At 42.8% G+C, this 21,117-nt stretch carries 15 protein-coding genes; 9 read left to right on the plus strand and 6 right to left on the minus strand.

The features are described 5' to 3' along the window. Positions 1-122 precede the first annotated feature (122 nt). From gyrB to FHS10_RS06760, 5 genes are all read left to right on the plus strand, one after another. The gene (gene gyrB / locus FHS10_RS06740) at positions 123-2,081 is read left to right on the plus strand and encodes a DNA topoisomerase (ATP-hydrolyzing) subunit B (RefSeq protein WP_259088827.1); all 1,959 of its coding nucleotides are present in this window, start codon (positions 123-125) and stop codon (positions 2,079-2,081) included. Positions 2,082-2,279: 198 nt separating this feature from the next. After that, positions 2,280-2,618 carry a PadR family transcriptional regulator gene (locus FHS10_RS06745; protein WP_259088829.1) on the plus strand — a complete coding sequence of 113 codons (339 nt, stop codon included), beginning with the start codon at positions 2,280-2,282 and terminating at the stop codon, positions 2,616-2,618. Then, the gene (locus FHS10_RS06750) at positions 2,615-3,277 is read left to right on the plus strand and encodes a hypothetical protein (RefSeq protein ID WP_259088830.1); all 663 of its coding nucleotides are present in this window, start codon (positions 2,615-2,617) and stop codon (positions 3,275-3,277) included. The genes FHS10_RS06745 and FHS10_RS06750 overlap by 4 nt, the downstream gene beginning before the upstream one ends. 49 nt (positions 3,278-3,326) lie before the next feature. Next, positions 3,327-4,016 (plus strand): hypothetical protein, encoded by a 690-nt coding sequence (locus FHS10_RS06755; RefSeq protein WP_259088831.1) that lies wholly within the window; start codon positions 3,327-3,329, stop codon positions 4,014-4,016. Between the two features lie 13 nt (positions 4,017-4,029). Continuing rightward, positions 4,030-4,692 carry a hypothetical protein gene (locus FHS10_RS06760; RefSeq protein WP_259088832.1) on the plus strand — a complete coding sequence of 221 codons (663 nt, stop codon included), beginning with the start codon at positions 4,030-4,032 and terminating at the stop codon, positions 4,690-4,692. A 7-nt stretch (positions 4,693-4,699) separates the two neighbouring features. On the opposite strand, the gene FHS10_RS06765 is transcribed toward FHS10_RS06760, so the two are convergent. From FHS10_RS06765 to FHS10_RS06775, 3 genes are all read right to left on the minus strand, one after another. Continuing rightward, a complete protein-coding gene (locus FHS10_RS06765; protein WP_259088833.1) occupies positions 4,700-5,146 on the minus strand; it encodes an aspartyl protease family protein in 447 nt (148 codons plus the stop codon). A gap of 174 nt (positions 5,147-5,320) precedes the next feature. Further along, positions 5,321-7,576 carry a translocation and assembly module lipoprotein TamL gene (gene tamL, locus FHS10_RS06770; protein ID WP_259088837.1) on the minus strand — a complete coding sequence of 752 codons (2,256 nt, stop codon included), beginning with the start codon at positions 7,574-7,576 and terminating at the stop codon, positions 5,321-5,323. A 4-nt stretch (positions 7,577-7,580) separates the two neighbouring features. Next, positions 7,581-12,788, minus strand: coding sequence for a translocation/assembly module TamB domain-containing protein (locus FHS10_RS06775; protein ID WP_259088838.1), 5,208 nt, complete (start codon positions 12,786-12,788; stop codon positions 7,581-7,583). A gap of 225 nt (positions 12,789-13,013) precedes the next feature. Here FHS10_RS06775 and dnaE point away from each other — a divergent pair, with 225 nt between their 5' ends. Both dnaE and FHS10_RS06785 read left to right on the plus strand, forming a co-directional pair. Then, the gene (gene dnaE, locus FHS10_RS06780; RefSeq protein WP_259088844.1) at positions 13,014-16,595 is read left to right on the plus strand and encodes a DNA polymerase III subunit alpha; all 3,582 of its coding nucleotides are present in this window, start codon (positions 13,014-13,016) and stop codon (positions 16,593-16,595) included. Between the two features lie 14 nt (positions 16,596-16,609). Continuing rightward, positions 16,610-16,762 (plus strand): addiction module protein, encoded by a 153-nt coding sequence (locus tag FHS10_RS06785; protein ID WP_259088845.1) that lies wholly within the window; start codon positions 16,610-16,612, stop codon positions 16,760-16,762. Here the strand turns inward: FHS10_RS06785 and FHS10_RS06790 are convergent. After that, positions 16,755-17,075, minus strand: coding sequence for a hypothetical protein (locus FHS10_RS06790; RefSeq protein ID WP_259088846.1), 321 nt, complete (start codon positions 17,073-17,075; stop codon positions 16,755-16,757). The genes FHS10_RS06785 and FHS10_RS06790 overlap by 8 nt on opposite strands. A gap of 499 nt (positions 17,076-17,574) precedes the next feature. Here FHS10_RS06790 and trxA point away from each other — a divergent pair, with 499 nt between their 5' ends. Further along, on the plus strand, positions 17,575-17,895 hold the full coding sequence (gene trxA / locus FHS10_RS06795) for a thioredoxin (protein WP_259088850.1): 321 nt from the start codon (positions 17,575-17,577) through the stop codon (positions 17,893-17,895). 105 nt (positions 17,896-18,000) lie between these two features. Beyond that, positions 18,001-18,921: a DUF58 domain-containing protein gene (locus tag FHS10_RS06800; protein WP_259088852.1), complete on the plus strand. Its 921-nt coding sequence runs from the start codon at positions 18,001-18,003 to the stop codon at positions 18,919-18,921. Between the two features lie 9 nt (positions 18,922-18,930). Here FHS10_RS06800 and FHS10_RS06805 read toward each other — a convergent pair whose 3' ends face one another. Both FHS10_RS06805 and FHS10_RS06810 read right to left on the minus strand, forming a co-directional pair. After that, positions 18,931-20,259, minus strand: a complete 1,329-nt coding sequence (locus FHS10_RS06805; protein ID WP_259088854.1) for a sensor histidine kinase — start codon at positions 20,257-20,259, stop codon at positions 18,931-18,933. An 11-nt stretch (positions 20,260-20,270) separates the two neighbouring features. Continuing rightward, positions 20,271-20,948 carry a response regulator transcription factor gene (locus FHS10_RS06810; protein ID WP_259088856.1) on the minus strand — a complete coding sequence of 226 codons (678 nt, stop codon included), beginning with the start codon at positions 20,946-20,948 and terminating at the stop codon, positions 20,271-20,273. Positions 20,949-21,117 lie beyond the last annotated feature (169 nt).

The raw sequence follows: 21,117 nt of genomic DNA on the forward strand, positions 1-21,117 counted from the left end.
GTTCATTTTCAAATTCTCAAATCGCCGAATCTTCAAATTCCTCACACCTCGCTTTTTATCCACAAATATTCGTCATTACGGGTTAATTTTCGTAGTTTTGAAGGTTGTTGTACTAAATAAATATGAGCGAAGAAAATCAGGACAAATCCAATTATTCAGCAGATAATATACAGGTATTAGAAGGTTTAGAGGCGGTACGTAAGCGTCCGTCCATGTACATTGGTGATACAGGCGTAAAAGGTTTGCACCATTTGGTATATGAGGTTGTCGATAACTCTATCGATGAAGCCCTTGCCGGCCACTGCGACACAATTAAGGTTTTTATATTAAAAGATAACTCGATAAGGGTTGAAGATAATGGTCGCGGTATCCCAACCGCAATGCACACTAAGGAGAAGAAATCGGCTTTAGAGGTGGTAATGACCGTGTTACACGCCGGTGGTAAATTTGATAAGGATACTTATAAGGTATCTGGTGGTTTACACGGTGTGGGTGTTAGTTGCGTTAACGCATTGTCTATTCACCTAACCGCGTTGGTTTATCGCGAAGGTAAGATCTGGACCCAGGAATACTCTGAAGGTAAGCCTTTGTTTGAGGTAAAAACCATTGGCGAAACCGATAAAAGAGGTACAACGGTTATCTTTAAACCGGATGCTACCATTTTTACCCTTACTACCGAGTATAAATATGATACCCTTGCAGGCCGTTTACGCGAGCTTTCCTTCTTAAATAAGGGCATCCGCCTTACATTAACAGATGAGCGGATCCCTAATGAGGATGGTTCGTTCCCGAGCGAAGAGTTTTACTCTGAAGGTGGTTTGCGCGAGTTTGTGAAGTTTTTAGATGGTACCCGTAACTCTATTATTCCAGAGCCGATATATCTTGACGGTGTAAAGAACGGCATCCCGGTTGAACTTGCTTTCCAGTATAATGATACTTACTCCGAGAATGTATTCTCCTACGTAAATAACATCAATACGATTGAAGGTGGTACGCACGTTGCCGGCTTCCGCAGGGGTTTAACCCGTACGTTAAAGGCTTATGCCGATAAATCGGGCTTGTTGAAAAACATGAAGATCGAGATTACCGGTGATGACTTCCGTGAGGGGTTAACCGCAGTTGTATCGGTAAAAGTGCAGGAGCCGCAGTTTGAGGGGCAAACCAAAACCAAATTGGGTAACAATGAGGTAATGGGTGCGGTTGATATAGCGGTAGGCGAAATTCTGGGTAACTTCCTGGAAGAGAATCCTAAAGAAGCTAAACTAATAGTTGGTAAAGTGGTGCTTGCTGCTACGGCCCGTGCCGCTGCCCGTAAAGCCCGCGAACTGGTACAGCGCAAAAGCGTAATGACTGGCTCTGGCCTGCCGGGTAAACTATCTGATTGTGCCAATAACGACCCCTCACTTTGCGAGTTATACCTTGTAGAAGGTGACTCGGCGGGTGGTACCGCCAAACAGGGCCGCGACCGCGAATACCAGGCTATTTTGCCACTGCGTGGTAAGATCCTGAACGTGGAGAAAGCCATGGAGCACAAGATCTACGAAAACGAAGAGATCAAGAACATGTTTACCGGTTTAGGTGTAAGCCGCGGTACCCCCGATGACGATAAGGCCCTTAACATAACTAAACTGCGTTACCACAAGATCATCATCATGACGGATGCCGACGTGGATGGTTCGCACATTACCACGCTGATCTTAACTTTCTTTTTCCGTTATATGAAGGAATTGGTTGAGGCCGGTTATGTGTACATCGCTTCGCCGCCGTTATACCAGGTTAAAAAAGGTAAGGAGTTTGAATATTGCTGGAACGATGTACAGCGCGATGCCGCTATACAACGCCTTAAAGGTGCCGGTAAGGAAGATAGCGTACACGTACAGCGTTACAAAGGTTTGGGCGAGATGAATGATATTCAGCTTTGGGATACTACCATGAACCCTGCAACCCGTACTCTAAAACGTGCCACCATTGAAAATGCTGCCGAGTGCGATCATACCTTCAGCATGCTGATGGGTGATGAAGTAGCACCACGCCGCGAGTTTATTGAGCGCAACGCTAAATACGCCAAGATAGATACATAGGAGCCCCCCGGCCCCCTGAAGGGGGAGCGAGCGGATAAATATGCAAGTAATTAAAAGCCTTCCCATAATTGGGGAGGCTTTTTTGCTTTAAGTCGAATATTTGCAAATCAAACATGCAAATCAAAAACTCCCCCTTTAGGGGGCTGGGGGGGTATACATAATTTTGTTATGTATATAAATAATTTATACATTTGATTTATGAGCACAAACCCATTGCTGAAAGGTACCCTGCAAACCATCATTTTAAAACTGCTGGAAGATAATGCCGAGATGTACGGTTATGAAATTACCCAAAAGGTAAAGGAAGTAACCGCCGGCGAGATCATGCTGACCGAAGGCGCGCTTTACCCGGCCCTGCATAAGCTGGAGGCGGATGGTTTCCTGGAAACTTTTACCCAGGTGGTTGATAACCGTGTGCGCAAATATTACCGCCTAACCGAAGAAGGGGGTAAAGAGGTTACCAGTAAGCTGGATGAAGCACGGTCTTTTATTGATCAGTTGCAGGCATTGTTAAACCTTAAACCTGCTATAAAATGATACTTACCCAACAAGAGCTAAGCTGGATTGATGAGCGGATGAAAACGTATCAGATCAAATATGGGGAGATCTATAATGAAATTCTAGATCATATTATATCTGCCATCGAAAGCGAGCGTGAGGCTGGTGATCGTAATAGTATTGAGTTTTTGTTTCAACAGGTGGTTGACGGCCAATTTGGCGGATACGAAGGCATAGCAAACCTGGCAGCTAAACAAGAGTACTTATATACACAACAGATACAAGACCTGTGGTGGCAAAGTTTGAGATATCACATCACCTGGCCTATGTTGGGTTTTACAGTTATAGCACTATTGCTAAGCCTTGAGTTGCCCAATGTTGAATCGGTAAAGTGGTTATTAATGGCAGGTTGCCTGCTGCTAACCGGTTCGTCTGTTATTTACGCCTATTTCTCTTTAAAAGGACGGGTTGTAAAATCTGTTGACAGTAGCCAATCCTTCTTAAGGCGTCATTTAATAAAAAAAATATCAACATCGTTTTGGTTACTTAATTGGCTGCTCTGTTTTTTGCCGGGCTATGCTATTAACTATTTATCTCCAACAATCTTCGTGGCGGTAACGATGCTGTATATATTTTTAAACCTTTCCGCTATTCGCTTTTGCCAACATTTTAAAGCGCTAATACCAATAACAAGTTAAGCTCAGATCAACTTTATGGAATTGCAACTGTCACTAAACCTGCTATAAAATGATACTCACCAAACAAGAACTAAGCTGGATTGATGAGCGGATGAAGATCTACGACATCAAATACCAGGAAATTTATAACGAAATTCTGGATCACATCATTACCGCTATTGAGGAGAAACGCAACGCGGGCGATGAGCAGGGCATCAGATGGTTGTTTCAGCAGGTGGTTGATGAGCATTTTGGCGGTTTTTTTGGTATGGAAAAACTGGCCGCCGGGCAAAAAGATATTTACCTGCAAAGCGTGCGCAGGTTGTGGAACAACAGTTTCAGGTACTACCTTAACTGGCAAATGCTTGTTTTTACGCTGATAGCCATTTTAATAAGTTTTAAATTGCCCGATGTTAAAGCTGTAAGAGCAGCGTTACTGGCAGGATGTCTTTTGCTGGCCTTTTCGCCATTGTTGTACACGCACTTCCAGTTATCGGGTAAAATAAAAACCATCAAGGGGAAACAATCGCTGATCAAAGGGCATATGCTTACCATGACTTATCTGCCAGGGGCGTTGTTAAACTTCCTGATCTACGCGCCTCAATTTGTTTTATTATTTACCGATAAGGATGATAACTGGAACCTTTTTAAACAAATACCACCAACCATAATTACCGCCATATTAATGGGCTTTGTACTCCTCAATTTAACCGCCATCCGTTTTTGTAAACAGATGATGGTTGCGAATTCCTTAACCTAAGCAATACTACTTTATGAAATTAGATGCACGCCAGGACCAATTATTAAAACACTACCTGCGCAAGGTGTTTTTATACCGCGAAACTTACGAGGAAGTTTATGACCACATGATTAGCGCATTGCAGGAACAACCGTACACCCAAACGTTCCAGGATGCGGTGAACGATATTATCCGGCGTGACTTTGGTGGCCATAACAACCTCATCAGCATGGAAAACAACTGTAAAAAAGCGATGGTAAAAGAATTGCGCCACAAGCAGTTTGGCTACTTTATATCGTTTTTTAAGTTTCCGTACCTTTTGCTGGTAATGGGATTTTCCTTAGGAGTGTATTTGATGATGAGCAGATCTTTATTAAGCCCGCATACGCTTAGGTGGATCTTTTGGGGCATGGCCTTGCTGCCTTACGTTGCTATTCCCTTAAGGTTTTTTTATACTGGTTACCTTTTCGGCGAAACCAAAAGATCTATCCGCGATAGTATGATGGGTGATTTAAGCATGTTGCCTATGCGTGTGTTTATTGCGGTAAGTGTCTTATATGTAATAAACGGCTTGTACACCACTGCTTTTTATCCCGGTGCGCTTATGATAACAATAGGAGTGGTGATCTATACCATATACTTTTTAGCCTATTTCAAATTAAGTAAAGACGAAGTTAAAGTAAGAATGATCAGCTAAAAGGTGATCAGATGATTCCCTTGGCCTTGCTTTTGGGCTTTGTCAGCTTCATGGTCTGCTTACCGTAGTCAATAACGGCTTTATACTTCATCAATATATCGCCCCCTAAAACTCCTAATACCTGCGGATGCCCCATTTGGCTGTAGGCAATATTAATGGTAGATAAATCTAAAACGGCTACGTCAAAGGCAGCTACTTTTAAACTACCAATGCACATGCCTTTTATGGTTGCTGTAAATGATTCCATGGTGTTGGTGCCCAATCCGGTCGACAGCCTGTCACTGGCGGTAATGGAGGTAGCCTCGCTTGCCTCGGCCAACATACTTTGGTCAAAGGCTGTTTTTGATGCGCCGGTATCCAGCACCACAATAAATGCTTTGCCAAACAGTATCACTTCAACAAGTGGATGGTAACCATCGTCGTGCAGATCGATGATTTGGAGAGGAACGGTCATGTGAGGTAGTTACTGAATTATTGAATTATTGAATTATTGAATTATTGAATTATTGAATTATTGAATTATTGAATTATTGAATTATTGAATTATTGAATTATTGAATTATTGAATATAGTCTCTATAAACTTTCTTAAATTCAATAATTCAGTCAATCAATAATTCAATAATTAATTAAAAAGGATACCCTATAGCCAGGTTAAACACCGCGTAGCGGGCGTTAAAGCCCCATTGTTGCCCAGCCGGCAGGTAGGGGGTACGTAAGGGATAACCCATATCGGTACGTAGCACCAGTACGGTTAAATCAAAGCGCAGACCGAAACCTGCATCCACAGCAATATCATTTAAGAAGTTTTTATTAAAGCCACCACCGGGGCGTCCTTCCGAATGGAGCAGCCATATATTGCCCGCATCAACAAATAACGCGCCGCGTACTATGCTGAACAACTTCGGTCGGTATTCCAGGTTGGCTTCAATTTTTATATCGCCCGATTCGTCCGGTAAAAAAGCACCCGCTTTAATATCTGTCTTCGGGTCATATGATCCCGGCCCTAATGACCTGGCCTGGAAACCGCGTAAACTGTTTGGTCCGCCTATAAAAAACTGCTGGCTATACGGCAACTGGGTAGAGTTACCGTAAGGTAAGCCAACACCCACTATCAGCCTGCTGGCGAAGGTGCTGTTAGGGCCGGTTTTATGAAAATACCTTACCTCATTTTCCAGTTTTACATACTGGTTAAAAGTAGCGCCAAAAAGCTGCCGCACTTTGCCTGCTGTGGTATCGGCACCGGTTATTAAACCATAAATATTGTTTGATAGCCCAACTTTGCCGTTATAATAAATAGTGTTTGTGCGGTAATCCTCGGTAGTATTGGTAAACGTGTAACTGTAGCTTGGGCCTAAAGTAAATTGTTTTTCAATCACGTGCTTTAAAGCCGGGTTATGGGTATGGTCTATACTATCCGTATAAAGCTTTGATACACTTTGCGGGTTTACAAAAGTTAAATTAAAAATGTTAAGCTCATGTGTACGGTGCGCGTTTTCTTTCCAGTTATAACCAAAGGATGCGTTAAACGAATTTAAAGTATATAGCTTTTGCCGGTTAACCAAAGTATACCCTAAAGTAAGGTTGGTATGTGGGATATAGGCATTATCTGCCTTGGGGTATATTGGGCTGATGAACCTTGGCCACGATAAGGTTGTTGTAATACCGGCCTGGTATACGTTAAAGCCTCCGTTATTGCCGCCAACCTGTACATCGCTGCTCCCAAAAAGGGTGACGCCCAATGCCTCAGCACCCATGAAGGCGTTGCGGTGTTTCCAGTTGATATTTAACTGTGTACCTGTGTAATTGGCCGATGTAGTGCGCCCCAACAATTCCAGCTGTAATGATTTTTTCTTGAAGGGTGTTAAAAAGTAATAAACATCAAGCTTTGGCGAATCGGGCGTTACATCCTCAAAGCGGTTTTTAACAAATTTGTATGGCCCAAGGTTTACAAACCGGTTTAAGGAGTTATTGTGCGCGGTGCGGTTGTAAACATCATTGGGATGTAGTTGAACGGTGTTTGCAAAAGCGTAGCTGCTGATGGTTTTACGACGCTCTACCACGTTATACCAGCGGTAAGGCTTGGCTTTATCCATCATCAATGATGTATCGGTTAACGAATAGCTTGGATAAACGTAAATATTGCGGATGGTGTAAATTTCCTGCGCACGTTCGGCTATATCGTTTTTAACTTTTACAAAAATGTCAACCTGGTGACCGGCAATGGTACTGTCAACTTTCATAATCAGGTCTTCGGGTGCAAAAAAGAAAAAGCCTTCTTCTTTTAGTTTGGCATCAATCCGGATGCGCTCATTTTTGATCACGTCCAGGTTGTAATTATCACCGGCTTTTAACAGCGTTTTGGAGGCGGCACCGGCAACAGCGGTGTCAATACTCTCATGCCCCGGCGGGAATATCACTTTCCTTATTTTATAGGCCGGGCCGGTTTCGGCTGTATATACCGCTTTAGCTGTTTTGCCTTTGCTTATGGTATCGCCACTAACCTGCGATTGGAAATAACTTAAATTTTGTAGCCTGTTTTGCAATATGCTGCTGTTTTTTTCCATATCTACAGCACTTACCAGCACGGGTGGTTCGCCAAATTTATTAAGCCAATGTTTTAAGCCTTTGGTTCTGTTGGTTTTGGTGATGTTGTACAGGTACAGCTTAAATCTTAAACCTAATACAGAACCATTGGGCAAGGGCCTCAGCAAGGCCTGCAATTCGTTGCTTAACGCTTTGGCATCACTTTTTTTAATGTCTTTATTTTTAATTTTTACCTCGCCGCCGGTGTACAGTTTTTGGCCCGGAGCAAGGTATTTGGTATTACTGCAGGCATTAAGTAATACCGTTAATATCAATATATATCTTAAATGTTTGATCATGGCTTTAGTGTGTAGTGGTGGTATCTGTTTTTGCCTTCATTTTCTCATCTGCCACTTTTCCTTTGTCGTCGGCAACTTTGTTGGCAGCTGCCTTTTCTTTATCCTTTTCTTTTTGCTCCTGCCTGTATTTGCGGCGCTGTTCTTTTTCCTGTTGCGTACGCTGACGGAAAATCTCCCTGAAACGGTTGTAATCAACCGTTAAGGTAAACCCAAGGCCGGTTTCAACAACCTGCCCCTGTATTACAATAAACTCGTCTTTGCGGTAAGCGCGTAAAGTGTACCGGCCGTCTTTACTCAGCTTATACGCTACAGAAACGTCGCCGGCAATATTGGTTGCTTTTTGTCCTTGTTGTGCACCCTCCAGGTTAAAGTTGTTGCCTACGCTCACTGTAAGCCTGTCGCTCAGGAAGCGTTTGGATAATCCCACATTCAGGTCCGTTCGGTTGGTTGCTGTGCCAGACGAATAATCCTCGCCGGAGGTTAGGCCGAAATTAAGATCGACACCTTCAATAAGATTGCCGGCCAGCTTATTTAACTGATCTGTAAGTAAACCGCTCACACTATTTCTAATAGTACCCTCAACGGTAGTACCGGCTCCCTGGCTTTGGAATGGGTTATCGCCAATAAAGTGACCTAACACCAATACGCCAAGCACTTGTTTGTTCAGTTCATTGGGGTCTTGCCTTACCTGGGCCAGGCGGTTGTTAACAGTGGTGGTAACTACCGATGAAACCGTATAGTTACTATCGGGCAATATAATATCAAAACTGATATCGGGTGTTAGCAGCTGGTTTTTAAGGTTAAGATTTACGTTAAAAGGAAGTTTTTGTTTGTATTGGGTTGCGTTATCGCCGCTTCCCAGCTGGTTTTCAACCAGGTCGATAGGAGGAACGTTAGCAACGTAAACAGCCGTAAGGTCAATATTAGCACTGGTTGGGTCGCCGGTCCATACAATAGTACTGCCTTTTTTAAATTGGAAAGTGCGTTTTACGGTAGCGTAAGCCAGGTTGTATGAACCCGAGTTAACCACGTAAGTACCCGTTAAATTTGTTTTGCCGCTTGGGTCAATCCCGCCGTTCAGGTTGGCTTCGCCTTTCAGGTGCACCACGTCGCCGTTGCGCTCATCAACTACAATGGTAAAGGCGGCGTTTTTGCTTACCACGATATTGGCCGATAGGTCCAATCCCTTCACGTTTGATTTCTTGAGCGAATCCAGCTGGCGGGCCAATAATATCGAATCGAGCTTCGGCTCGTTTTGGTCAATAAATTCTACCACGCCCTTCCGGTCTTCAACACCCGGATCGGCGGTTGGCAGCACAAAGGTCATGTCGGTTTTATCGTTTACGGTTAGGCTGGCATCAACTACCGGCTTATCCATATTACCACGCACCTTTATCCTGGCATCTATATAAAGCTTGCCATAAAACAGTTTATTATCAGCCTGGGTAGAGTTTACCGCGCGGAAGTTTGACGCGTTTATATCCATTCCAAAGGCAAAATCGGTATAGGTTTTAGTGTAGATGCTACCGCTGACCACAGCTTTGTTATCGGTAGAATCTACCAGCGTGAAATCGTTAAAGCGGATGCCTTCCTCGTTAAACGTGATACTTTCTTTAGGCATCCTGAAGTAGGAGTTAAGCATGGCTACATTGAAGCCCACCTTGTTGAAGTTTACATCGCCCCGTACGGATGGCGCGGTGGTAGTGCCCGATATTTTTAGCTGGCCCGTAATATTGCCTGTTGAATTGCGGATGCTGCCAAAGCTAAAGCCCTCGATACTCTTCATATTCAAACTCACGATGTTCAGGTTCATATCAAACCTGCTTTCGGGATTGGTGTAGTAAACCCCGGTTAAATCAACCTGGTTGCCTTTGCCGGTAATACTTACGTTGGCGTTATAGGCGTTGGCGGTTTGGTTGTTTACCTTTAGGGCTATATTGCCCACGGTATCACCTTTAAAGCTAAAATCATTTACGTTGATAGCCGCCTCAAAAACCGGCGAGGTTTGAAAGTTGCTTACCTCGGCATCGCCATTTAAAACACCGCCAATTTGCAGGCTATCCTGTTTGGCCATTTTGGTAAGCGCGTCAATGCGGAAGTTGTTGAACTTAACATCCAGCGGGGCGTTAAATTCCTGGGTTTTACTGTTAACACTCAGCACCTGGTTGGTATTGGTGATGGTAAAATTGTGCGCCAGGATACCTTTTGGTCCGTATTGGAAAAAGTTATCGGCACTAACCGCCCATGGCATATAATCTAACAGCAAGCCATCGGGGTTAAAACTAAACTGGTATTCGTTGGGTAAAATGCTAAACGTACCCGCTATCCTGAAGCGTTCTTTTTTGGTATTATCCCTGATCTGCACATTAAGACCAAGCTTATTATCATGGGCGCTGCCGGATATACTGGTGTACAACAGATCGACCGATGAACCTATTTTTACTTCATCAACCGATAGGTTATAGTTAAGCGCGTTATTATTGGTGTTAACATTAAGCGTTCCGTGGTTAACAGTATTAGTGCCATATACCACTTTAGGGATAGATCCGTTTACGGTCAATTCGCCGCTCTCGCTGTTAAAGCTGCCTTTCAGTAATACCGGGTCAAGTTGTTTCAGGTCGGGAGCAAACTGGGTTAGCAGCGGGGTTTTAACCAGTTTGGCATCAAACGTAAATTGTTGCGGCGGGTATTTGGCTATTACCACCGGTTTGGTTTTGCCGGTTTTAACAGTTTTGCCTTTGCTATCCTTAGTGGTAACGGCCACCTGCTGCCCGCCGGCTATGGCGGTATTAAAGTATTTGTTGATCACATCCTGTACGGCATCGGCAATTTGGGTAAGCTTGTACTTGCCGGCCATGTGGGCGCTCATGATTGGTGTTTTTAAACGCAGGGTGCTGCTATCGGCATTGGCGGTCGAGATCAGGCTTACGGTATCTAAGGCTATGCGCTGCCCTTTGTTAACCACTAACAGGTCTGTAGCCTGGATATCAGCATTCAGGTAATCCGGATCGGCAGTGGGTACGTTAGCTACTATCTTGCCGTGAAAACGCATCTCGTCTTTTACAAAATTGAGATTTTTAAGGTTGATACTGTCAATGGCCAACGTAGCGTTTACCGATGGGTATTTTTTATTGAGGTTGGCCTTGGCATCCAGGCTAAAGTTAATGTTAGGGTCTTTCATCCGCGCTACCGCGGTATACACGCCATTGCTTGATGTACCTTTCATCACCAGGTTTTGATAGGTATAACCCTTAACATAGGCTTTAGCCACGTTGCCATTGAACTTAATGCTGGCCGTTTTAGGATCAAGCCCGTAACCATCAACATTAGCGGTCAGCGTTATTTTACCCACCATTTGCGGCTGTTTAGTTAGCGCGCCAACGTTAAGTTCATTCACTTTAATATTGGCTTTGTAGCTGGCTTTCTGTTTATTTTGCCCGTTTTTTATGGAGGCAACAACATCTGCAGCACCATAGCTTGAACGCAGGCCAAGCTTGGTATCAAACGTGTACATGCTGCCTTTAAAGTTGCCTTTAAGGTTCATGTTTTCGGGGATGCTTACGTTTGGCGGGATGCTGCCTGCTGGTGCCAGTTTGGCAATATCTGCCCTACTGGTATTAAAATCATTAATGGTAACATCAAAGTAAGCCTTGTTTACATCGGGCAGGCCTTCGAGTTTGGCCGATGCTTTAATGTGGGTACTGCTTAGCCCGGTGATCTCCAGGTTAGGGATGTCAAGGTTATTTACCTGCCCGGCTACTTTACCGTTTATTTTAAACACCGTACCCGGCGATGATTTAAAAGGTTCAATGGTAGCCATAGTTGGCATTAGCAGTAACACATCTTTTAAACCCAACTTGCTGCCATCTAAATTGGCAGTGATGCCCAGCGAACCAATGTTTTTGCTGATGGCCGCGATAGACGGATACCTTACCTGTACCGATTTTTGTAATGTAGTCTGCGGTGTTTCCAGTAACAGGTCGTTCATGTAGGCACTTGTTGGCCCGTAAAAAAACGCCGTATGAAATTTATTGATCTTTAACCCGCTTTTTTCGCTGAAAGAGAAGCTGTTGATCTTACCCGAAATGGTATCGGGATTATAAGAGATATTTTCGGCATCGGCATTCAGGTTGCGGATATCCATGTGGCCAAAGTCGACACCTTTGGCAATGGCCTTTTGGGCGTTGTTGTCAAACTTAATATTGTCGTTTTTAAAACTGATTTTTCCCAAGGTAACCGCCCACCGGGATGATGAAGGCGAAGCCACCAGGGTATCCAGTTTTTTGGCAGTTTTTACTATCGCTTTGGCAACGGTTGTGGGTTTGGCCAAACTCAAATCGGCTTTGGTATCGTTTAATTCGATAGTTTTAATCCCTACTTTTTGATGTTTCAGATCTATCTTATCCATCTCAACCAAAAACTTGTTGAGGTTAACATTGGCGGCCATTTCGTTGCTTTTGTAATCAACCTTAATTTTTGATACATCAATAATGCCCAGGTTAAGGTCAAGGTTCATGGGCTGTACCGCGGTATCAATTTTGGCAGCCTGGGCTATAGAGGAACCCGAAGGTGTTTGAATGATCTTAGCGTCGACATCAGACAAGGTAATTTTAGGTATGGTAAATTTCATTTTATCCATATCAAAATCCTTAATGCGGGTATCAAAGTGACCCAGCAAAAATTTTACATCATTACCTGTAGTAAGGTCTTTATATTTAATGTTGATCTTATCCAGGTTGATCTTATCTACCGAAAACTTCATGGTAGATGTGGTATCGGTGGGTTTTACCTCTTTTTTCTGCTCGCCGGCAAAGGCTTTAATAATGTAATCAAAGTTGAAAACGCTGTCGGCGCCGCGGCTTACGTTGGCGGTAATGCCCTGCAGGTTAATTTCGTTCACCTCAACCTGGTTGTGCAGCAGTTTAAGCATGCTGATATCAACCTTCAGCTTTTCGCCGGCAATCAAGGTGTCTTTTTTCTGATCTTCAAAATACACATTTTCCAAGACAAGTAACTTGGGTAAACCCAGGCTGATGTGGCCAATTTGTACTTTGGTGTGGATTTTATTTTGTAAAAAGGTGACGGCTTTGTCTTTAGCAAAATTTTGTACAGCAGGAACCTGTATTAAAATTACTATAAGGATAACCAGGAAAACCACACTTGCCAGTATCCAGAGTAGTGTTTTGAGGGTTATTCGTATAAATTTTTTCAATTGTATTGATTTTTCAAAGGTGAAGGACGATTAAAGATAGTTAAACAAATAGCATAGCCCCCTCTAAATCTCCCCCAAAGGGGGAGATTTTAAAAAGTTTTTCTTACCCTCTCCTTTGAAGAGGGCAGGGTGAGGCTCTTTTCTTTGTTTTTTCAACAACCAATACTGCTAAGTTGTTTTTTGATAACTTTGTATTTCTACAGATTTGTTGAAACGGATTAACATATGCCAGATTTTTCTCACTTACACGTTCATACCCAGTTTTCATTACTTGATGGCGCTGCCGATATCTCAAAACTTTATAAAAAGGCGGCAAAAGATGGGATGAAAGCCCTGGCCATTACCGATCATGGTAATATGTTTGGTGTATTTAAATTTGTGGCCGAAGCGGGTAAGCACAATGTAAAACCTATTGTAGGCTGTGAGTTTTACGTGGTGGCAGACAGGCACATTAAAACCTTTACCAAAGAGAAAAAAGATTTACGCCGCCACCAGCTGATGCTGGCCAAAAACCCGGAAGGCTATAAAAATTTAGTAAAACTTTGTTCTTTAGGCTACATGGAAGGCCTGTACAGCAAATGGCCCCGTATTGATAAAGAACTGATTTTAAAGCATCATAAAGGGCTGATAGCTACTACCTGCTGCATTGGTGCATCGGTACCCCAGGCTATATTAAGGGATACCCCCGAGGCTGCTGAAAGAGAGTTTAAATGGTGGCTTGATTTGTTTGGCGAAGATTTTTACATCGAGCTGCAACGCCATGACATCCCCGATCAGAATACGGTAAATAAAGTACTGTTAGAATACGCTAAAAAATATAATGTAAAGGTGATCTGCTCAAACGATTCGCACTATGTGGATCAGCAGGACTCCAACGCCCATGATATTTTACTTTGCGTAAACACCGGCGATATGCAAAGCACCCCTATAGCTACCGACGAAGAAGGTGGCCGTGGTTATCGTTTTGGCTTCCCTAATGATCAGTTTTACTTTAAAACACAACAGGAAATGAGCCACCTGTTTAAAGATCTGCCCGAATCATTAGATAACACCAACGAGATTGTAGATAAGGTAGAGGTGTTGAAGCTTAAGCGCGATATCCTGCTGCCCAACTACGTGATCCCGCCCGAATTTAAGATTCACACCACAGGCGATGCCGATACGCTTAACCAGTGGGAATACCTGAAGCACATCACTTTTATGGGTGCCAAGGAACGTTATATTGATATTTCGCCCGAGGCCGAAGAACGCATCAACTTTGAACTGTTCACCATTAAAACAATGGGCTTTGCAGGCTATTTTTTAATTGTGGCCGACTTTATAAAGGCCGGCCGCGATATGGGCGTATTTATTGGTCCGGGCCGTGGTTCGGCAGCGGGATCGGTGGTGGCCTATTGTACAGGCATCACCAACATCGACCCGATGAAGTACAACCTCCTGTTTGAGAGGTTCCTGAACCCCGATCGTAAATCGATGCCCGATATTGATACGGATTTTGATGATGCAGGCAGGCAAAGGGTTATTGACTATGTGGTTGATAAATATGGTAAAAACCAGGTAGCGCAGATCATTACTTACGGATCTATGGCTGCCCGTACCAGTATCCAGGATGTGGGCCGTGTGTTGGATATGCCGCTGTCTGAAATGATCGCCATCAAAAAATTGGTGCCGGATACACTGGGAATTACCTTAAAGGAAGCCATTGAACAGGTACCCGAGTTAAAAGAGATATTGAATGGTAACGACCTGCGTGCCCAGGTGCTTCGCGAAGCTGAAAAGCTGGAAGGATCGGTGCGTAACACGGGTGTACACGCCGCCGGTATCATCATTGCCCCTTACGATTTAACAGACATTGTACCGGTTTCGGTAGCTAAAGACTCCGACCTGCTGGTTACCCAGTATGACGGCCGTGTAATTGAAGATGCAGGCGTAATCAAGATGGACTTTTTGGGTTTAAAAACCCTGACCATTATCAAGGATGCCCTGCGGATGATCAAGCAAAACCATGGGGTACATATTGACATAGATTACATCCCGCTTGATGACAAAGAGACATACGAGCTTTATCAACGGGGCGATACCAACGGTACCTTCCAGTTTGAAAGTGATGGTATGCAAATGTACCTGCGCGAGTTAAAGCCCGATAAGTTTGAGGATTTAATTGCCATGAACGCGCTGTACCGCCCGGGCCCGATAGAGTACATCCCTAACTTCATCAGCCGTAAGCACGGCCGCGAACCTATTGTGTTCGATTTACCTGATATGGAGGAATACCTGGGCGAAACCTATGGTATTACCGTGTACCAGGAACAGGTGATGCTTTTATCGCAAAAATTGGCCGGCTTTAGTAAAGGCGATGCCGACGTTTTGCGTAAGGCCATGGGTAAAAAGCAAATTGAGGTACTCAACAAAATGGAGGCCCAGTTTATGGACGGTGCTATAGCCAAAGGCCATCCCAAAGATAAACTGACCAAAATCTGGACAGATTGGAAGGCCTTTGCCCAGTACGCCTTCAATAAATCACACTCTACCTGTTACGCTTTTGTGGCGTATCAAACGGCTTACTTAAAAGCGCACTACCCATCAGAGTACATGGCCGCGGTTTTAAATAACCAGAACAACATGGAAAAGATCACCTTTTTTATGGAGGAGTGTCGTAGGATGGGTGTAGAGGTTTTAGGGCCGGATATCAATGAGTCGGACATGGCCTTCGCGGTAAACAAAAAGGGCCAGGTTCGTTTTGGATTGACTGGTGTAAAAGGAGTAGGTGATAAGGCAGTGGAGAGTATTATAGAGGAGCGCGCGAATGGTCCGTACGTATCAGTTTATGACTTCGCAAGGCGGTCAAATACGCGTAGCGTAAACCGTAAATCATATGAAAATTTAGTTTACGGCGGTGCCTTTGACGAGTTTGGTATTAACCGTGCCCAGTTCTTCGCCAAAACAGATGTTGGTGTACTTACCGGTGTTGAACGCTTGATCAAATACGCCAATGATTATCAGAATGTGCAAAGCAGTTCGCAATCATCATTGTTTGGTAGTTCGGTAGCATCCTACGTACCAGAACCCGCCATGCCCGAGGCTGAAGAATGGCCATTGATAGAGAAACTGAAATACGAGAAAACAGTGATCGGGATCTACTTAACCGGCCACCCCTTAGATAACTATAAGGTTGAATTAGAGCGCTTTTGCAATAGCACCATCAGCGATTTGAAGCTGATGCAAAAAGCCCGTTCAGGTGAGGGCGGCGAAGAGATCATGGGCGCGTTTAACGAGCTAAGGAAACGCGGTGAGATCCGCATTGGCGGCCTTGTATCAAGCGTTCAGCATAAAATGACCAAAACAGGTAAACCTTTTGGCACTTTCGTGCTGGAAGATTACAATGAATCGTACGAGTTTGCCCTGTTTGGCGACGACTATGTGAAATTTCGTAATATGATGATGGAGGGATACTTTTTACACCTGAAAGGTAACATCGAAGAAAAATTTCGCCAAAAAGATAACTGGGACCTGCGCATTCTTGTTATGGACATGTTATCGGAAATGCGCGATAAACTTACCAAATCATTAACGGTTTGTATCGATATCAGCATGCTTAATAGCAAATTGCTTGATGATATTCAACATGTGATTAACGAAAATAATCAGAAGTACCCGGTAAAAAACTGCAAGCTACGCTTCAAGATCAATAACCGCGAGGAAGCCATGCAGGTTGAGCTATCATCCAAAAATTTTAAAGTAAACCCAAGCGATGACCTGTTAGAGGGGATTTTTAATATTACAAATTTGCAGCCGGTGCTGGGGTAAAAATAGATTAGATCATGGAAGACGATAATAAGGAAATTGACTTGTGGGACGATGAAGACTTGTTAAATGAGATGAAAAGCCGCATGGATGACTATGAAAGTGGGAAAGACGTTGGGATTTCATGGGAAGAAGTCAAGCAACATCTCAGGGATAGAAATACTAAATAGTATTCAACTTCCTGTTGTTCAGTTGCTTAAAGTAATATAATATATAACTGATTATTGCTATTAGCGGCGCGGTCGCCATTTGTAAAAAGATACCGCCCATTAATACCGCACCTTCTGCCATTCCGCAACGAGGCCCTGGATGTAATTGAGGTGGAACGGGCATCGAATCCATTGCCCAAAATGAGCATATTATGCCCAATATTAAAGCCAGAAGCATAATGCCACCAATAGGCACGACTGTATGGCCTTTGATTCTTAATATTGATGCAATGATTTGCAGTGTTGGAGCTATTACCAAGAGGGCTAAAATCATGGCATCATTGTATCAGAACCTGGGTTACGGGCAAGCTTATGCTTGTATATGTAATATATTGAAGGGGTAGTAAACAGGAGTATCATTATCTCTAATGGCGGTATACCAAATGCTCCCGTAGCACATTTGGTGTTGGCCGGGAGTGAGCACATGAAAATGAATATACCCGGGATTGATAATAGTATGCCTAACATGAAAGTAACAAACCCTATCATTCCTAAAGAAAAGCTATTCATATTATTTACCCGCCTTGCCGAGAAAATAACCTGAACTGCAGGGGCCGCGAATAGGGTGAGCAGAGTGGCTATAGTAAACATATCGCTTATTTAGCTTTAATACAATTGTCCAGAAAAAAGTAACCCTTGTTAAAAACTCATAGTCACCCCAACGTTAAGTGGATAACTTATCTCAATATAATTGTCACATTGTCAGGCTGCGTTTGTGGCAAGCTATTTGAATAGTATATATTTGTACTACAAAAATTTAAAAAATAGAAATCATGGCTTTAGAAATAACTGATGCAAACTTTGATGAACTTGTCTTAAAATCAGACAAACCCGTATTACTTGACTTTTGGGCCGAATGGTGTGGTCCATGTAGAATGGTTGGTCCGGTAGTTGAAGATATTGCAAAAGAATACGAAGGCAAAGCTGTTGTAGGTAAAGTTAATGTCGACAACAACCCAGGTATATCAATGAAATTCGGTATCCGTAATATCCCTGCTTTATTATTCTTTAAAAATGGCGAAATTGTGGATAAACAAATTGGTGCAGTTCCAAAATCAGTATTAACTGATAAATTAGTTAAGCAATTAGCTTAATTCCCGAAGGCATAAATTAAGTTTATCAATAGCTTAATCCACCATATTTTACTTTAAAAAGCGTTTCAAATTTGAAACGCTTTTTTTATGCCCTATATTAGCCTTATGCCCAAATTAAACGACGATCAGCAAATACGGCAACTGGCCAACCTGGAACTGCTGGCCCGGCAGGTGGTTGAAGGTTTTATAACCGGCCTGCACCAAAGCCCCTTCCATGGCTTTTCTGTGGAATTTGCCGAGCATCGTTTATATAACAATGGCGAATCGGTAAAAAACATTGATTGGAAGCTGCTGGCCCGTACCGATAAACTGTTTGTAAAGCAATTTGAGGAAGAAACCAACCTGCGCTGTTATTTGCTGCTGGATACTTCGTCATCCATGAATTTTCCGGAAAAAGGCATTAATAAGCTACAGTTTTCCATCTATGCCATAGCATCGCTCATGCACCTGTTTAAAAAACAACGGGACGCGTTTGGGCTTTGCCTTTTTTCGGATAAGGTGGACTGGCTAAGTTCGGCCAAATCAACCACCACGCATCTTTTTCATTTATATGCCGAACTGGAAAAGGCTTACAATAATCCTAAAATAAGTACAGTAACTAATATTACCCAGGTGCTACACCATGTGGCTAATGAAATTCACCAGCGATCAATGGTGATTATTTTTAGCGATATGCTGGAGAATAGCCTTAATCCCGAAAAGCTCCAATCGCTTTTCGCAGCCGTTCAGCATTTAAAATTCAGTAAGCACGAAGTGGTAATTTTTAATGTAAGCGATAAGCAAAAAGAACTCGATTTTAATTTTGATAACCGCCCGCATCATTTTGTAGATATGGAAAGCGGCGCCGAAATAAAAGTACATCCCGGTAAAGTGCGTGATGCCTATCAGGCTGCTTTAACTCAATACCGCCATCAACTGGAACTAAAATGCGCGCAGTACCATATTGACCTGGTTGACGTGGATATTAACGCGGGCTACCATGAGGTACTAAAAACTTACCTGGCTAAAAGAAATAAAATGGTTTAACTACGGCCCTTAACCCCTTATAGGTGTATCAAAAACAAGTTTCACAGAAGTGCCCTCGCCTTTTGTCGAATTGATCTGGATCCTGATATTATGAAACGCGGTGATACTTTTCACTATAGCTAAGCCTAAGCCATAGCTCTCTTTTTCATCGGTTTCTAACTTTTCAAAACGGTTAAAGGCATTGTCAATTTGCTTTTTATCCATGCCGGTGCCAGTGTCTGTAATTTTAATGGTATAGGTATCCTCCTTAAGCTCATCATTAATGGTAATACTACCTGCCGGAATGTTATATTTTATGGCGTTGTTGATGAGATTAAAAAGCAAGGTGTGCATTAGTGGGCGGTTGCCCTTTATGGTATAAATATATTTAAGGTTATTGGTAAACGTCAACCGTTTTTCTTCAATTCTATCTTCCAGCTCCTCCTGTATTTCCATAACAACCGCGGCTACCATTACCATATCACTTTTATCGTACTGGTTGTTTTCAACCTTCGAGATCAATAGTAAACTGTTGATGATAGATTTTAAGCGGTTAAGCGTTTTTAGCGATGCATGCATTTTATTCTCGCTGGCTTCACTTAATTCTTCCTGGAGCAAAATATTCTCTAACCTTGAACTAATAATGGAAATGGGCGTAAGCAATTCATGCGAAACATTTGCGATGAATTGTTTTTCGAGGATGAACAGGTTTGAGATCTTTTTCATCAACGAACTAATGCTATCATCCAATAGCTCAAAATCCTGGGTTGTGGTTTTGATCTTTTCGTAGTCAAAGTTCATCGGGTCATTAACCTTAATCAGTTTACGGTCAATGATCTTGTAAAAAGGGGCCAATAAAAACCTGGTGAAAATAAGATCGCTTATGAGGGTTAGCACCAGGGCAATCACTAAAACTACGATGGTGAACTTTTTGATGATGGATTTCAGTTCTTCAACCGACTGAATGGCCACACCAATCTGCAGCATGTAGGTTTGATTATTGAAGTGGAACCGGTGAGATAAAACGCGATAATCTTTAGTGATGTGGTTAAATTCGCGTTGTTCGGTTGTAAACTTACCGCTGGGAGCCAACACCGCTTTATAAGCTACCGGTTTTATAGAGATAAATTCCTCGTTAAGTATATTGTTATCCTGGTAAACCTTCTGCGTGGTTAAAGAACCATTTATTTCTTTGGAGGATAGATTTTTTAACGTTGCCTGTTCATCGCTTTCCAATCGTAGCTCCATGTGGTTGTAGGAGATTTTCTCAATAGAAAGCAAGATCAATAGCCCGGTAAACAGGATAATAGCCACCTTGGTTAAAGTATTATAAACAGCCAGCTTTACCTGTAATTTCATTTATCGATCAATTAAATGTTGATGCGGTAACCAATGCTCCTTACAGTTTCAAACCAATCGATAGGAATATATTGTGATAATTTTTTACGTAGGTTTTTTACGTGCACATCCACAAAGTTCGAATCGCTGTTAATCTCCAGCACATCGCCCCAAACGTGTTCGGTGAGGTTAGTGCGCGATATTACCCTGTTTTTGTTCAATACCAGGTAGTTGAAAATCTCAAACTCTTTTTTGGTTAGATTTATCCGCTCATCATTATACGTCACAGTGCGGTTCTGGATATTCACCTTTAGGCCTTTAATATTGATGTCGTTACTTTCCAGCCTATGTTTGCGGCGGGTAATGGCGTGCATGCGGGCTAAAAGCTCGCTTAGGGAAAATGGCTTGGCCAGGTAATCGTCGGCACCTTGTTCCAAACCAGATACACGATCATCAACCGCGCCGCGGGCAGTAAGAATAATAACAGCATCTTCGCGTTTTTCCAGGCCTTTTAACAGTTTCAACAGGTCGAAACCGTCACCATCGGGCAAACCCAGATCAAGAAGGATAAAATCATAATTGTTTACAAAGATCTTTTCCTCTGCCGATTTTTTAGTACGGGCATGTTCAACCGTAAAGCCTTCATGGCTCAGAAATTCATCAACCTCAAGGGCAAGGCCTTTTTCGTCTTCAACAATCAATACATTCATAAGGAGTGCAATTTAGTAAAAAATAGAATCAAGAAATAAGAGTCAAGAATCAAGACAAGAAATTATATGTCACCACCTCATTTCGCAACGTTACCTTAACTCTTGATTCTTGACTCTTATTTCTTGATTCTTTTCAAATAGCTAAATCAATTTCGGTTAAATGATGTTA

The sequence above is a fragment of the Mucilaginibacter dorajii genome (genome assembly GCF_024808255.1).
GTDB lineage: Bacteria > Bacteroidota > Bacteroidia > Sphingobacteriales > Sphingobacteriaceae > Mucilaginibacter > Mucilaginibacter dorajii.